The 15,149-nt window shown below is 54.4% G+C and carries 10 protein-coding genes; all 10 read left to right on the plus strand.

Annotation, left to right across the window (positions count from 1 at the left end; translation table 11 throughout):
- The first annotated feature begins 19 nt into the window (after positions 1-19).
- The 10 genes from xseA (at position 20) to ACZ5YD_RS01140 (ending at position 14,614) form a co-directional block, all read left to right on the plus strand.
- Positions 20-1,072 (plus strand): exodeoxyribonuclease VII large subunit, encoded by a 1,053-nt coding sequence (gene xseA, locus ACZ5YD_RS01095; RefSeq protein WP_379739239.1) that lies wholly within the window; start codon positions 20-22, stop codon positions 1,070-1,072.
- A 2-nt stretch (positions 1,073-1,074) separates the two neighbouring features.
- Complete coding sequence (gene xseB, locus ACZ5YD_RS01100; RefSeq protein WP_135822919.1) at positions 1,075-1,257, plus strand: exodeoxyribonuclease VII small subunit; 183 nt, start codon at positions 1,075-1,077, stop codon at positions 1,255-1,257.
- A gap of 455 nt (positions 1,258-1,712) precedes the next feature.
- Entirely contained in the window at positions 1,713-2,147 is a 435-nt protein-coding gene (locus tag ACZ5YD_RS01105) for a hypothetical protein (protein ID WP_379739236.1), read from the plus strand.
- A 22-nt stretch (positions 2,148-2,169) separates the two neighbouring features.
- A complete protein-coding gene (locus tag ACZ5YD_RS01110; RefSeq protein WP_379739233.1) occupies positions 2,170-3,855 on the plus strand; it encodes a DUF8186 domain-containing protein in 1,686 nt (561 codons plus the stop codon).
- A 137-nt stretch (positions 3,856-3,992) separates the two neighbouring features.
- Positions 3,993-5,063, plus strand: a complete 1,071-nt coding sequence (locus ACZ5YD_RS01115) for a hypothetical protein (RefSeq protein WP_379801240.1) — start codon at positions 3,993-3,995, stop codon at positions 5,061-5,063.
- Positions 5,060-6,181, plus strand: coding sequence for a hypothetical protein (locus ACZ5YD_RS01120; protein ID WP_379746608.1), 1,122 nt, complete (start codon positions 5,060-5,062; stop codon positions 6,179-6,181). The genes ACZ5YD_RS01115 and ACZ5YD_RS01120 overlap by 4 nt, the downstream gene beginning before the upstream one ends.
- The gene (locus ACZ5YD_RS01125; protein ID WP_379746606.1) at positions 6,174-8,408 is read left to right on the plus strand and encodes a VirB4 family type IV secretion system protein; all 2,235 of its coding nucleotides are present in this window, start codon (positions 6,174-6,176) and stop codon (positions 8,406-8,408) included. Before ACZ5YD_RS01120 ends, ACZ5YD_RS01125 begins: the two co-directional genes overlap by 8 nt.
- Complete coding sequence (locus ACZ5YD_RS01130) at positions 8,401-12,219, plus strand: ATP-binding protein (RefSeq protein ID WP_379746603.1); 3,819 nt, start codon at positions 8,401-8,403, stop codon at positions 12,217-12,219. Before ACZ5YD_RS01125 ends, ACZ5YD_RS01130 begins: the two co-directional genes overlap by 8 nt.
- A complete protein-coding gene (locus ACZ5YD_RS01135; protein ID WP_379746600.1) occupies positions 12,216-13,097 on the plus strand; it encodes a bifunctional DNA primase/polymerase in 882 nt (293 codons plus the stop codon). Before ACZ5YD_RS01130 ends, ACZ5YD_RS01135 begins: the two co-directional genes overlap by 4 nt.
- The gene (locus ACZ5YD_RS01140) at positions 13,094-14,614 is read left to right on the plus strand and encodes a primase-associated protein (protein WP_379746597.1); all 1,521 of its coding nucleotides are present in this window, start codon (positions 13,094-13,096) and stop codon (positions 14,612-14,614) included. Before ACZ5YD_RS01135 ends, ACZ5YD_RS01140 begins: the two co-directional genes overlap by 4 nt.
- The last annotated feature ends 535 nt before the right edge of the window (positions 14,615-15,149 follow it).

Here is a 15,149-nt window from a genome sequence, read left to right on the forward strand (position 1 = left end):
TACAAGTTAGGAAACGGAGATGGCGGACGCACCGGATACCGAACGGCAGGCGGTCGAACCCGATTCGAGAGAGGTCCTTAGCGTGTCCCAGCTGAACGACCGGATCGCGTCGGTCGTCCAGGACACACCTGCCCTCAACGGCGTCCGCTGTATCGGAGAGGTCACTGACCTCCACAAGAACAGTACGGCGCTCTACTTCACGCTCACCGACGGCGACGCCGAGCTCCCCTGTATGATCTGGGCGAACCGTTACCGGGAGATGGACGCCGACCTCGAGGACGGGACCGAGGTCATCCTCGAGGGCGATATCGTCTATTGGGTCGAAGGTGGGAAAATCGACCTCAAACCGTGGGAGGTGATCGTCGTCGGCGACGGCGACCAAGCGGCTGCCGTCGAGCGACTGCGAAGCGAACTCGAAGAGCGTGGCTGGTTCGACGACGAGCAGAAACAGCAACCGCCGGCGTTCCCGGAGCGGGTCGGCGTCGTCACGTCCCTTCGAGGAGACGCACGATACGACATCCAGAACGCGATCCACGGACAGGACCCCACCGTCGACATCTTGGTGAAGGACGCAACCGTCCAGGGGTCGAACGCGCCGACGTCCATCGCGAACGGCATTCACCATCTCGACCGCTCGGAGGACGTCGACGCCATCATCGTCGGCCGGGGCGGTGGGAGCGATTCGAACCTCCAGGCCTTCAACACCGAGCGGGTTGCGGAGGCGATCTTCACCGCGAATACCCCGGTGATAACCGCGATTGGACACACCGACGACCGACTCATCGCGGATCAGGTGGCGGACGTCGCGACGATCACGCCGACCGCCGCCGGCGAGTACATCGTGACCTCCCGCCAAGAGTTCCTTGCGAGTGAGATCGAGCCGCTGGAGCAACAGCTCGACGCCGCGTACGAGACCTTCCAGCAGGACCACGCACACGAACAGGAACTCGCCGAAGCAGCCGATGAAGCGACCGCATCCGAGGGCCTCCCACCGATTTACTACAAGGTCGCCATCGCTGTGCTGCTGTTGCTGTTGTTGGTCATCTCCGGGCTTTGGCTGGAGGTGATCTAACCGTGGCAAACGACTCCGAAATCCACGATCGACTGAGTCGCGTCGAGGAGATTATTGAGCAGCTCGACGCGGACGAATGCGACCTCGATGAAGGTACTGCACTCCACGAGGAAGGTGAGGAACTCCTGGCTGAGGTTCGAGAGATTCTCGACGAGGGGAGCGGCGAAGTTGTGGAGCTCGAGTAAGCGAGCTGGCGCTCATTCTTAACCAACAAGCTCCGCACATTAAGCGCCAGTGTTGGTTAAGTTTTTCTACGAGGTCAACAAGTAATTTGATTCTATTCAAACCCCGATTGTATTTTGAGAAAGCATTTCCAGACTTGATTTTAGAACTACTAATTTACTTCAAAAACATAACTAAATATATATCGGGTTTATTCGGAATATACATAACCACCCTCCCGATGTTTCTCTCATGGATATCCACAGAATCGGTATATATCCATCTCGATACGCATGATCTTGCTTAATCGTGCACTCCTAAGTGGTGTGAGTGAACGTATGGGGTATCGATCCCCTCGCAGTTGCGACTCCGTTCTCGAATACCGATCCCGAGCGGGATGTGGAAGTTCGGTTGGTCCATTACTGCTCACATTTTCGTGTGACAAGATCTCACGTTTCGAGCATTCAAACACAGGAAAATGACTCAAAACGACGATAATACAACGGGTGAAGTAGACTCCTCGAAGGAGATATCTCGCGACCAATCTAGTCAGTGGTCTAGCATTGGACGCCAGATCGTCATGGTAAGTGTGCTGTTGAGTATTGTTGCGGTCCAACCGGTTGCAGCTCAAGAGACCGCAGTATGCAACGCTGAACGTCTCCCTGACATGATTGAGGGGTTCTTTCAGCTTACCACGGGTCTTGGAATCATTGGCTTAGCGATCGTCTGGCAGGCAGACGCGCTCATTGAGATGTTCACGTTGGATGCTGAACACAAAAAGCGCCTCGAGCGTCACAAGCGATCTGCGATCAAATCCGTGATCGTTCTCCTGGCGTTAGGACCGCTCTACACTGTTGCCGGTTCGATGATGGGACTCCCGCTTGCCGAGTGCGTCAACCTCGTTCCGTGGTGACCGGCGACGACACACGTTCACCATGTCCCGGTCAACCCTTTCGATTATTCTGGCGAGCGTCGTAGTTGCGACTGTTCTCTCGGGAGTCGTGCTTGCGAAACCTCCCGGCTCTGGGTCCGAGCGTAATGGACTGACTGCGGATGAGGTCTCAACCCTCTGGTCGCGAGATTCTGATGAGGATCAAGATGGGGGAACTTCCGTAGCGCAACTCGCAAGTGGTACAGATATCACGTTCAAGCAACCGCCCCAGACAGCGGCAACGTGGAGTGAACATGACTTCGACGATCTCGAGGCTGGCGATATCGATCTGTCAGTCTATCCGCCATCGGCCTCCCGAGAGGATGGATCGTACATCAAGGACGCCCATGCGACGATCTTTGGTGTCCATCCGTCCACTCGTGGTCACCTGGAAGAACGACGAGCGCCCCTCTATATCGCTCCTGCGGGCACCCTCCGCGGATTTGTCGATTATCGGATCGACGTCCCCAGAACGCGTTCGTGGGGCGATACGCTCGTTTACTGGACGCTTCTGTCACACGATATCGAGCGAGTTAGCGTGAAATTAGACGGCGCAACTGTCGCATCCGTCGATGGAACCCACACGCCGTCGATCGCGTATGAACTCGACGGGAGTGGTCCGAGCACGCTGACGGTCGACGCCGAGATTCGCACACGGTTGCGAAAAACCGTCGTCGATACGGAAGGCTCCTTACACGAGTACGAGTTCAGCTATCACTACGAAACCGTCCACGTTTCTGATTCATTCGATGTGGAGGTGTACACGCTCGATCCATCGGTTCGAGCTGCGCACTATCCAAATGGGGATTCCGGCGCCGTCATCACCCAGACGCAACCATGGCACGGCGTTCACTTCTCCGGAACAGCCGGCCACGTGCGTGGCGTCTGGCGGTACTATACTGCTCGTGATACGGACTGGGATACGCTTGTTCGATCGACGGCGTCACAGCATGAGGAGGTCCCGTCGGATGCCCATCCCGTCTACGTGCATGCGTATCCGTCGGCGATCGGCCCACGGAGTGAACCAGTTCGAGATGGACCGACGATCATCGACACGTGGGGTATCGATAGAGGCTCTCCGAACAGTATCGGTCCCAACATCACGGTCGATGCCGTCGACGGCGTCTACACGGATTCGACGAGTATCGCGACGCGAACGGCCAGTTCCGACCTGGACCATATCGAAATCCGTGGGCTCGTTCGTGGCGAATCGACGCTCGTTCCGAGACGTGCATTTGACACTGATCGGGAACTCCGGCAGAGCGATCTCTCCGTTACGACGCTTCGTCACAATGCGACGGCGACGACGGTCCAGATCGAACTTACTGAGCAATCATCCGGTTCGCCAATCGCGCTTCACGAGACGTCTCGATCCGGTGCTGGTCGTGGCTCCGATCGAAGTGGATATGTCGCCGTCGGCGATCGCCGAGTCAAAACGAACGAATCAGGGATGGTGGTCGTAACTGTTGAGGATCCCGGAATCCACACGATTCGGTATCACCCTGGGTCGTGGCTCACGCACGATCCCGCATACGTGGGCGAGACGACGACCCTGCGGTTTCATCCGCTCGCATCCGTTGATGGGGTCGTGGCGTTTCTCATCGAGGTCACGTGGCAACTCCTCCCATTCGTCGTCATGTTCTATGCCGGCCATCGGGTATTGAGCCAATTTGGACTGCACAACAGGTGATCCATGGCTTGTAGAAAACTATCAGCAGACGAAACGGACTGTGCAGTGTTATCTAGTAGCGTGTCGCAGCCGATCTGCGTCGTCTCACAGAGATATCTCCGTCACGCTTCGGTTACACCAACTGGAGGTCTTGAGACATGGTCGATTTAATCGACGTGGTTCTGGAGGGCGCCAAGGACGTCGTCGATTGGGTGACGGACGTGTTTATGGAGGGTGTCCACACCGGATATGACACCCTTTCAGTGGAGCTCTTCGGCACTCCCACACCCCGGACGGACAGTCCATTTGTCTTTGGGAGTCCATCGAATGAGCCCTGGATAACGCTCTACGAGACGCTCGTTGGGGGCGAAATCATGATCCTCGCTCTATTGACGCTGACCATCTGCGTTCAAGGACGACACACCATTCGAATCTTCAACATCGGGAGTGCCTACGAGAGCCGGAAAACGCGAAAAACGGCGTGGGCGGGCGCCTTTCTCATCATCACGTGGTACTGGGTGAGTGCAGTATTCCTGTATCTCGTGGATGGGTTCACGATCGCCTTGCTGCCGAGTCTTGGCTCGTTGGCTCGGGTGATGATCGATTTCCTCTCTGCGTCCCTCTCCAATCCGGGCCTGTCGTTGATCTTTGCCATCGTTGGGGGAATCTCGATGTGGTTGCTCCAGGCACTCTATTACATCCGTGAGGTGCTGTTGTTCGTCTATATCTACGGCATGCCGATCGCCTTGGCGATCGGATATGGTAACGTCCCGGTTCTGTCTGAGATCGCCCTCGGGTTTGCAAGACGGTTCGTCCCGCTTGCGGCGCTGCCACTCCCCGCTGCAATCGTATTCAAAGGCTATGATCTCCTGTATACTGGAGGGACGTTCACTCCCGCGAACACCTTCCTGAGATATCTCGTTGCGATGTCGCTCCCGATGGTTGCGGTCTTCATCACGTGGCGGACGTTCAAATATGCGACACCCGTGACCGCGAAAGTCATGAGTGGTGCGACGAAGGGGGCGATTCTCGTTGGGGGCGTCGCAGCAGGAGCCTATGTGGGCGGTGGGAGTACAGCTGCTGCAGCAGCCCGATTTGGACCGAAAGCTGCTGCGGGACATGCGATTGCGCAGCGAGTGACACAACGGAATTCTGTCGACGACCAGGCAGCGTCCACTCCGTCGTACAGACGTACTGAGAATAATCCTGAACGAGACACTTCCAGATGACGACAGATCAAGACGAAGCGGCACGACGTATCATGGATCAGTTCGGTGAGGCCAGTCGGATCCCCTATCTGAATATCGAAGAGGGGGATATCGGTGTCATTGTCGGGTTGCCGATCGTGGGGTTGTTTTTCGCGAGCTTTTCCGGGTTGAATTCGCTCGCATTACCGCTGATGACTGGCGGGTTGGGGATCGGGGTTGCGATCGTCTTCATGACTCCAAGCCACCTGAACGCGTGGACGTGGATAACTGACGTCTATCGCTACCTCAAGCGGCCGACGCACACGTTCGCAGCGCCGGCAGATCCGGATTCGGAAACGAACGAGACGGAACGATCGCGTGGTGGATTAGCGAATTATACGCCATTCAAACCGGATGAGCGAACGCAGGACCTCACCAACGTCAAACGTGCATGGCCAGGTGCTGGTGCCATTCAGCGTGCTGACGGAACGATGGAGGCCTTCATCGAGATCGACCCTGGGAACATGGACTTTGCGATGGCGTCTGATTGGGCCAAACTCCACGAAACGGGTGAAGGGTTCGCGAATAAGGAACTCGATTCGAAAATCAAGCTCCATACAACGACTCGATCGTTTCCCGTCGATCGAATCACGGAAAATATCGAAGCTCGGCTGAACGACGAGGATGTTGCTGCAAATCCTGCGCTTCAGGAGCTGCTCGAGGAATATCGCGAGAAGCGTCCACAGGAAATGCGTGACCGAGGGATTCAACAGCACCGGTACTATCTCGGTGTCCAGGCACGACCGCTTGAGGTGTATAACCGATCGAAAGACGAGGGGACACCCGCAGAAAAACTGACGGATTTCCCCGTCATCGGGTTTCTGTTCACCCCGTTTGTGACTCGTCGCGAGGACTTGTCGGAGGCTGAACGACGCGCAAAAATGTTCGAGAAACTGGATACGCGAGTCAACGAAGTCCGATCTGAATTCATTCAACAGGCATCAGGTTGGTCGGCTCGACGGCTCAGTACCGTCGAGCTGTTCATGTTGAATATGGACTTCTGGAATGGGCACGAACACGAATACGACGAAGCCGGACTCGCAGTTCGAAACCAACCGATCGTCGGTCAGTCTCAACGGAGAACCGATACCGATGAGTAATGTTCTCTTGCAAGGTGGCGAGATCGTCTCCATCCTTGGTGAGTGGCTTTCGAACCCCACCTCGTTGGAGGGAGCGATGCTCTATGGCGCCCTCGCATTTGTGTTCAGTATTGAGATCAAGCGACGGTGGAATTCGTATACGCAACCTGCGAGTGATGGTGAGGCGGACGATGAAGAACCAGAAGTAGATCTTTCAGCGATGCTGGATGAGGAGACGCTTAGTGAGGCTGACGCTGAGGGGCACTTCCTCGACGACGTCGAGGAGTCCCACCAGACCGTGACAGCACCAGCGGCGATCGAGTGGGAGACGCGAGCGGCATGTGTCGGCGAGGAGTGGACGACGACGCTCTATATCGCGGATTATCCCGACCATCCAAATGACGGGTACCTGAGTAACCTCTTCGACATCACGGACGTAAAATTCGATCTGACGGTCCACATCACGCCGAAGAACCAGGAACGAGCTCGTAGCGAGCTACAGAATCTGGCCGATGATCTTCAGGTCGACGCCGATCTCGAGAAGAGCGTTCGGAGTGCGTACCTCCAAGAACGGGCCGATGAGGCCAAATCGACGTATACGGCGGTCGAGGCTGGGGCTAGAGTGTTCGATCAGGCGATGTATGTCGTTGTTCGGGCGGACGGGAAGGAGGAACTCCGAAACGACGTCCAAACGGTCAAGAGTGCGCTCAGAGACGATCCCTCGAACCTGACGCCGAAGACGGCCATCTGTCGACAGGACGTCGCTCTCCAATCCGCGGCGCCGATCGGCCACAACGAGTTTGGGCGAGCGTCGATCGCGCTCGGCGGCGCCATCGGTGCGTTGCTCGCCTCACCTCACAATGCGACGATTCTCGAGGAGGATGGTGTCGAGTTCGGCGTGCAACGTGACAACCAGAGTCCGGTCGTGATCGATCCGTTTTCGCGAGATAACGGGTATGCGATGTTTACTGTCGGCGATACCGGTTCCGGGAAATCATTCAGCTCGAAACAGAACTTCATCAGGTCGATCGAGAAGAGCCGGGATCGAATTGGGATTATCCTGGAGCCGTTGAATAACTGGGCTGGCGTGTCCGAAGCGCTGGGTGCGAAGCGTATCACGGTCGGTGGGACGCTTGGATTGAATCCCCTCGAGATCCGTGAGACACCGGCCCACATTCAGCGAGCGATGGGAAACGATGCGAGTCCGTTCAACGAAAAGCTCGATGACGCGATGAGCTTTCTGACGAACTTCTTTGCGCTTCGCGGCATCTCTCTCGGCGATCGACGAACGACGCTCGAACTTGCGCTTCGGCGTTCGTACGCTCGGTGTGACATCTCCGAGGACATCGCGACTCATTCCAATCTGAGTCCTACGATTCGGGATATGATGGATGTCTTTGAAGACATGATCGACTCGCCCGAGGACTTCATCGTTCGTTCCGAGGCGGAAACAACGAAAATCCGTACGGATGCCACGTGGCTCCTCGATCAGCTTCGCCCATTCGACGAGGGTGGTCGCCACGAAAATCTCGGGGAGCCGTCGGAGTTTGACATTCGTAACGAGAAAGTGATCTACCTCGATCTCGCACAACAGGAAGGCAGCGTCGGAAGCAGTACCGCACTCACGATGCAGTTACTCATCTCGTTGGTCTACGAACGCGCGAAGGTCACGGAAAAGCAGGTCGTCTTCTACATCGATGAGGCTCGATACATTATGCAGGATGCGGCGAGCCTGTCGTTCTTGGAGACCGTCTTCCGGCATCACCGCCACCACGATCTCTCGATCCGATTAGTTACACAGACTGTCGACGAATTCTTCGAACACGCGGAATCCGAGGCAATTCTCGATCAGTGTGCTGTCAAGCAATTTCATCGGCTTGAGGGGATGGACCAAGAGTGGGCAGAGGAATTCGGCATGAACTATCCGCAGATGCGGTTCGTTCAGGATGCAGTCCCGGGAAACGAGAAAAATGGCTTTTCAGAAGCATTGGTCGGCGTCGACGGCGAGTGGCGAGGCATTCAGGTCAAAGCAATGAAACGCGAGAAGGAAGTCATAGACTTCGATCCGGAATCTCACGCTGGGTCGGTGGTCACTGGACTTGGCGAGGATGGAACGACAAGCGAGTCACATCCCAGTAATTCTCCAACCGATCGACCTAGGCCGGCCGATTTACCGGAAGATGTTGATCCAGTTTCCGCGCTGTTGAGTGATAGCCCGCAAACGGAGTCAGGAGGACACGATGAGTGAGTATATTCGAGTGCGGCCAACTTCAGAAGAAGTCGACCCAGGACGCATCTCGCGGGTACTCCAGAGTCTTCACAAACTCCAGCCGAAGTCCGAGACACGCTGGCAGAAACTCAACCCATTCCACGGGACGCCGGCACCCCGATTCGAGTTCCTCATTCTCAGTGACGGACTGGATGCGCCGATCGAATTTCTCTACGGTGTCGATAATGGACTCGACACGCTTGAGAAGCGTGTAAAATCGATCTATCCGTCGACGTTCCAAATCAAACGGCTTGAAGTCGATCTCTCGAAACGTCTCATCGAGCCCGAACGACTAACGCAAGCAGAGTTTCTCGAGCGATATGAGGCATCCAAGCTTGCATACGACTTTGGTCCGGACGAAGTGATCGAGATCACCGATACGGACCTCGAAGTAACGACAGTCCAGGTTGAAACGGAAGAGGGCGAATCAGCTACGGTTGAACACGTTGGTGATGGATTCGTTCGGATCGGCGAGCAGGCATTCAAATTCAATAAACCCGTCTCTCTCCCAGATGATGGCCCTCTAACTGAGATTGAGAAACCGACCATCACTGAAGGTGGGATGATCTTAGCGAGACCAGCAGTCGATGCTGCCTCTCCACTTGGAGTCCGATGGTCCGGTTCTGCGACTCGCAAACGCGATTGGATGACGTCACTGACCCCGATTACTGCGCCCAATTCTAGTGAAACTGTTCAATCTGTTACCGAACCAGGTGCTGCGCTGACGTCGCTAATCGATCACTTGACGAATGCTGAGACCCCGGTCGCTTTTCAGGTCGTATTCGAGCGATATCCTGATTGGCAGGACAAGGCGGATCTTCGCAAGGAAGACCTCGTTGACGGTCGGGATACCTTCCTCGGACGACTTATCGGACCGTGGCTCGGGACGACCGAGGATCCCTCCCGACGTCGTCGAAAAGAACGGCATCTCAGCACATCCGTATCCAAACGGATCGAGTATCTCGACATTAAGAATGCCAAGCGGTCCTATACCGCCAACATTAGAGCTATTGCGCTCCCGACTGAGGAAAATCGAGATAGCTGTGACGACTGGATGGATTCGCTCACCACGGTACTTGATCCACTTGATGGTCCGTTTTACGAGTTGAAAGGGAACCGCATCCGAGATCGCGGTATTCGAGGAAAAACCAAAGAGCGAAAGGCAAACGCAGAACTTCGCCGTCTTCTCGATCGTGAACTCGTAACCGGTCGTGGAAAAACTCGTCCGGACCTGATCCTTTGTGGAGCTGAACTTGCGAATTTTGTCCTTGTTCCGTCTTCTCACGTGTTATCCGTTGCGGGAAAACGTGGTACTCGGGCCACCCAACAGAGTCAGCACCCCTTACAACAACCTAACCCCGATATGCTTGCCGAGTTTGACGACGGGATGTCGATCGGCTATCCACTGGATGAAAATGGAGAGCCGAGTTCGGAGCCGATTCGAATTCCGCCCCAATTGCTGACTACCCATTACATGCGAGTTGGGCCGACGGGAGCTGGCAAATCAATCTCCATAGAGTCTGATCTTCAGACAATCCGTAGAACAACCCACGGTCCAAATATCGTCATCGACGCAAAAGGTGATGGGATGTGTAGAGAATACTTGCAGTGTCACTATTCCGAATTTGGCAATCTCGATAATGTCTATTATTTTAATCTACCTGATATCCTGCCCGCATTCACGTTCTTTGATATTAGAGGAACATTAAACGAAGGTCGCACTCGCGAGGATGCCATCCAGGATAAGGTGGATCATTTCCACGAAATTCTTCGGATGATTCTCGGCGAAGAAACGCACGATTCTGCATATGTTTCAAAACAGATTATTTCATCTCTGATCAAGGCGTTATTCGATAAGGAGTTCGGGAGTGACGTCTTCGACTTATCCGACCTGATCGACGCCGCGAACATAATGCAAACAGAGAAAACGATTCCACCGATTTCGACGGACAATGACAAAGTCGAAGAAGAGCTAATCCGACACTTCAGCAACGATGAGAAGCAATTCCAGAACATTATGAATGGTGTTGGGAACCGATTACACGCCCTCACAGAGAAGCCCCATATCTATCGAATATTCACCCACAATCCGGGGAGTGAGGATACTGATAGTCACTTTGACTTCAGAGACATTCTAGAAGAAGACATTACGATTCTGTTTGATACTGGTGAATTGCGCCCAGAATCACAGAAAGCGTTCACATTGCTCGTGTTGAGCAACTTGTGGGATGCTGTTCAAGTACGGAAAAACGATGGTCGGTCGGATTACGAGTATTTGACCAATGTCATTATCGAAGAATCCGCACCGATCGTCTCTTCCACCATCGTCTCGGAACAGTTACTCCCGATGGGACGATCATTTGGTCTGTGCCTCGGGCTAGTGATGCAGTTCCCGGAACAAGTTCGAGATCGAAGTGAGAGAGCCTACAAAGAATTACTCAATAACGTTCGAACCAAACTCATTTCGAATATCACTCCCGATAAGGACCTTGCTCGTTCGATGGTCCACGAAGATCTTGACGCTGAAGAACTCCGAAATCGGCTCAATTCCCTCCCGAAGGGCGAATGGATCGCGAAACTCCCGAGCCCAAAATTTGGAGATGCTGCCCCATCGCCGTTTTCACTCAAACCACTTCCAATTCCCCCAGGACATCCCGAAAGTGAGCATCCGCTCACGGAATCTCAAAAGGAACACTTCGAGAATACCGCCTATCCAACGGTACTGGACCGGACGCAGGCCTTATACGGGATTGATCGAGAACTGTCTGAGGGGTCCGGATGGGGAAGTGCTGAAACTGGAAGTTCGTCTTCAAATACACCCGACTCTGTCTCCTCCGATCTCTCTCAATCCTCATTTATCGATCAGCAAGCCGCCGTGAAGCAACCCCTCTCAGACGAGTCACCCTTCTCTCAAACTGACGAAACCACTCCAGATTCCACGCCCGATACTGATCCATCGTTTGGCGTACTTGGTGAGGCCGATGAAGCCAATAGTTCTCCGGAGTCCTCAGTTACTGAAGCAACTGAACCACCGGAGAACGGCTCTTCGCCGGTCAAATATGGGGGGATATCGGTTCCCGACGATGAGCTTCAAAATCGTGGCCTCACTCGCGATGATATCCGGTTCTTAGATCACGTCTTGGAGGTGATGAACCGAGAATCCTCTGAGTATACACTCCTTGATGCGATGCGTTCCCTTCGCGATGAGTTTGAGGATCTTGACCTCCAGCGCCTTCGAGAGCAGGGTCTCCTCGATGAAGCATCCGCTGCCGGACGCAAGTACTACACTGTCCTTCCAGCGGGTCGCGAACTGCTTGGCAAAAAGCTACGAGTCGGTCCCGGAAAGGGGGATATTGGTGAGAAAACGCCCCACAAAGTCGGCGTCAAACTCCTCGAGGTATGGATCGGCAACCAGGACGACGTCGTTCGAGTTGAACCGTACTACCAACATTCCGAAGATGCGGTATTCGACGTGGCCGGATTCGACGTCGACGACACGTTGATCTGGGCTGGTGAAGCGGAACTCCACAGTCACAACCGGGAAGCACCTATCGATGATTACGACAAGCTCAGCGATGTAGATGCACACGTCGTCTGGGCGTTCAACAAACGCGAGACGGCCATTGAAGTGCTCGACTGGCTCGCAGACGCCGATCGAATCGAAGCGAGTGTGAGCGGCCGTGACGCTCGATCGTTCACGTCGATCCGAGACACGATCGAAGAGTTCGATGCGGCGGGACTGACAACGATTCGCAGTTTCAAAAACCTCGACACGGAGGTCAATTCGTGACGTGGCGAACCGCGACTCGCGAAGAGATCACCACCTACTACGAGGAGGAATTCCCCACCTATCTCGACGATCTGCCGCCGTTTATTACCGCTGGTGGGCCGAAAGAGTACGCCATCGCCTTTCGTGATCCGTACCCCGTTCGAAAGTCCGACGTTCCGGACAAAGAGTTTATTCGCAGAGCTACGTGGCAGACGGACGCGTCCGGAGAACGAACTACGCCCCAGTTTGAAACGATCGACGATGTTCTCGAGTTCGTGCGCCACCCAGCTCGCAACGACCCACTAACCGGAAGCCCCTACATCCTTGCTGATCCGAGCTTGATCGACGGATTAGATCCGTCTCCTGATGCAGTATACTACGCGTTGAATCACTGGGATCGTCCCTGGATCATCTTGGTCGATATCGACGCGAAAACGATCGCGCAAAATCGGGCCGAGGAACTGGTTGCTCCCGACGACGAGAGCCAGTCTGATGACGTCCTCGAGGCGGCAGGAATCCGTGATGCGGATCCTGTCGGGTATCCATATGCCTTCGAGGACGTCGATCGAGCTATCGAGTACGGATTCGCAGTGCGTGACATCTTTGAGGATGACTTCGACGCCGACGAGACGATGGTGATGTACACCGGACAGGGCGTCCACGTTTACCTGCTGGATGGCGACCCTGCACACAGATACGACGAACAGAGTCGTGAGGTGCTGAACGATCTGCTTCTTGACGGGTACGGGATTCCGATCGATCCAGTCGTAACTGCAGATCGACGTCGAGTAGCGCGGTTACCTTACTCGCTCCATGCGGAGGTCTGTCGCGTCGTTCAGCCGATCGACAGTCCGCATTTCGATGTGCAGTCGGCGACCCCAGAGAGGTTCGAGTCGTGAGCTCGAGTCCCCCCGTCGATGATGAAGAAACGGCGTATCGAGTGATCTCGGTACCTCTTGAGTACGGTACTCACTCCATCAACCAGCTATTCACTCGGGGCTACGATCGATACGTCATCGACGGCGTCGATCAGCCGGCGGACCTCCTCAACGATATCGGGCGTTTTGGACGCGCCGCGTTCAACGAACAGGTCCGGGCTGATGCGCTCGAGGATCCGTTCGTTGATGAGCCAGGATTGCTTGCGGTCCTCGCCACACTTAGCGCAATCTGCGTGAAGGGTCATCCGAAGTTCAAACAGTCTCCTCCACGGACGATCCAGCCGCTTTACGACATTCGCGAGCTATACGTCAACAATCTCGCCTCATTGCTTCGAGCATACGGGAATACATCGCTGTATCAGGATATTGCCGAGATACTCTATCAAAAACAGCCAGGTGCGGATGGACCGCATCCGGGCCGTGTCTGTACCGACATCAAGTCGGTGCCAGAGTTCGGCCCTGGACTATACCTCGAGATCCCGATGGTAGCAGCATCACGAGATTGTCTCGTCCGTTCGGGGACGTCTACAGATGACGATGAAGATAGCGAAATTCTGTCTCGGGTTCGAGACAACAATCTGTACGTCCCAGTTGGCGACTTTGACGAAAAGTATCGAAGCTACGGCAAACGTGCCTTCAAGAAGCTCTTGACAGTTCAGGAACAGGGCCTCTCTGAAGAGCAGCGAACGTGGTTGACGACCAACGAATCAGAAATCGCAGAACAGATCTCCGGATTCGTTGAGACAGGGAATTACGATCGTCTCTGGCGAAACTGGGACCGTGGGACCCGGACCATCCGCGTTCTTCGACGTGTACTGACCGCTTCCCCTGCCGAGACCGTTCAGCTGGGGGAGTTTCATACGGCGAACGAGATCTACGACGCGATCGATGCATACACCCCCGAAAACGATTGGGAGTCCACGGTCATCAACCGGATCTCCAGTCCGAGCAGTCTCGCGAAGAAACTTGCAAATATCGAGTCACACACTGCGGTTACGATCGATCGTTCTGACCGAGTCAACACGTACCGGATAGCCCGGAGTAGCCACAGATCGACACAGCTCGACGTCGACCAACTGGAGGACCTGTTCGAACTCCCGTGTCTGGCCGCTATGGAAGAACGTCTTCACGAGAGGAAACCTGTCCGAAAAGACCTCTACAACTTTGCCCGGATGGTCATGTGGCTCCCCCAGTACCAAGACAGGACACTAGATGCGATCGTCGCCGATCTCAAAGACGTCTTCTCCAGATGGCCGTGGTACGATGAAGAGAAAACGGACTACCAAGTTCGCTACGAGTTTTCGAACACTATCGGTGGAGAAACACCGCTTCCGATGAACTGTGGAAACGACGATATGCAACGGTATTGCGTTGGTGAGGATCAGTGCCCCTACTCGATCTGGGGGAGTCTCCCCTTCCCCGACGAGATGTACGAACAGATCGACGATTTGTCTGGGGAATTTCACGAGGAATTCTGAGGGGAACCTTTGGTACACTCAGGTGTCTCCCTCTTTCAGTCGATCAATATAGGGGACTCATAGATCGTTCAGCATCTCGGAAAATTTTCTTGGTGTGACGATGTCGATTCCACGGAACAACTCATAATAATAGAAATTCTCTCTAACTATCTCGTTTTCCACTTTGAACTCCCCGTCGATCATTTTTTTAGATAGTAGAGCCCCTCTACGGTTCATTCTATTCTACTGCGTTATTTTACTAATCGTTTTGCGGGACCCGCAATTATTCTGTAAATCGGCACTACCCTTGGTTTGAGTCACTCAATACCCGATTTTGTAGGACTTATGCTGTCGTCGAGCCGTTCTGATGCTTCCGGCCCACCTCCGATATGGCGTCGACGTCTTTGAAAGAAGATTAAATCCAATCGACAAGGCTCTAATTGATTCTGAGGCCGTTATATTAGGATGTTTATTATCAGTATTGTCCAAATATACACTCCCTATTGACTGTGCAGTTTCTACTCTCACGCTTTGGTCAAACAGCTATCTCTCCGAA

Source organism: Halopenitus salinus, assembly GCF_055397165.1.

What these genes read in the sequence shown, in the direction of transcription:
- xseA (WP_379739239.1), top strand. Translation starts at nt 20, where the DNA reads ATGGCGGACGCACCGGATACCGAACGGCAGGCGGTCGAACCCGATTCG.
- ACZ5YD_RS01105 (WP_379739236.1), top strand. Translation starts at nt 1,713, where the DNA reads ATGACTCAAAACGACGATAATACAACGGGTGAAGTAGACTCCTCGAAG.
- ACZ5YD_RS01110 (WP_379739233.1), top strand. Translation starts at nt 2,170, where the DNA reads ATGTCCCGGTCAACCCTTTCGATTATTCTGGCGAGCGTCGTAGTTGCG.
- ACZ5YD_RS01115 (WP_379801240.1), top strand. Translation starts at nt 3,993, where the DNA reads ATGGTCGATTTAATCGACGTGGTTCTGGAGGGCGCCAAGGACGTCGTC.
- ACZ5YD_RS01120 (WP_379746608.1), top strand. Translation starts at nt 5,060, where the DNA reads ATGACGACAGATCAAGACGAAGCGGCACGACGTATCATGGATCAGTTC.
- ACZ5YD_RS01125 (WP_379746606.1), top strand. Translation starts at nt 6,174, where the DNA reads ATGAGTAATGTTCTCTTGCAAGGTGGCGAGATCGTCTCCATCCTTGGT.
- ACZ5YD_RS01130 (WP_379746603.1), top strand. Translation starts at nt 8,401, where the DNA reads ATGAGTGAGTATATTCGAGTGCGGCCAACTTCAGAAGAAGTCGACCCA.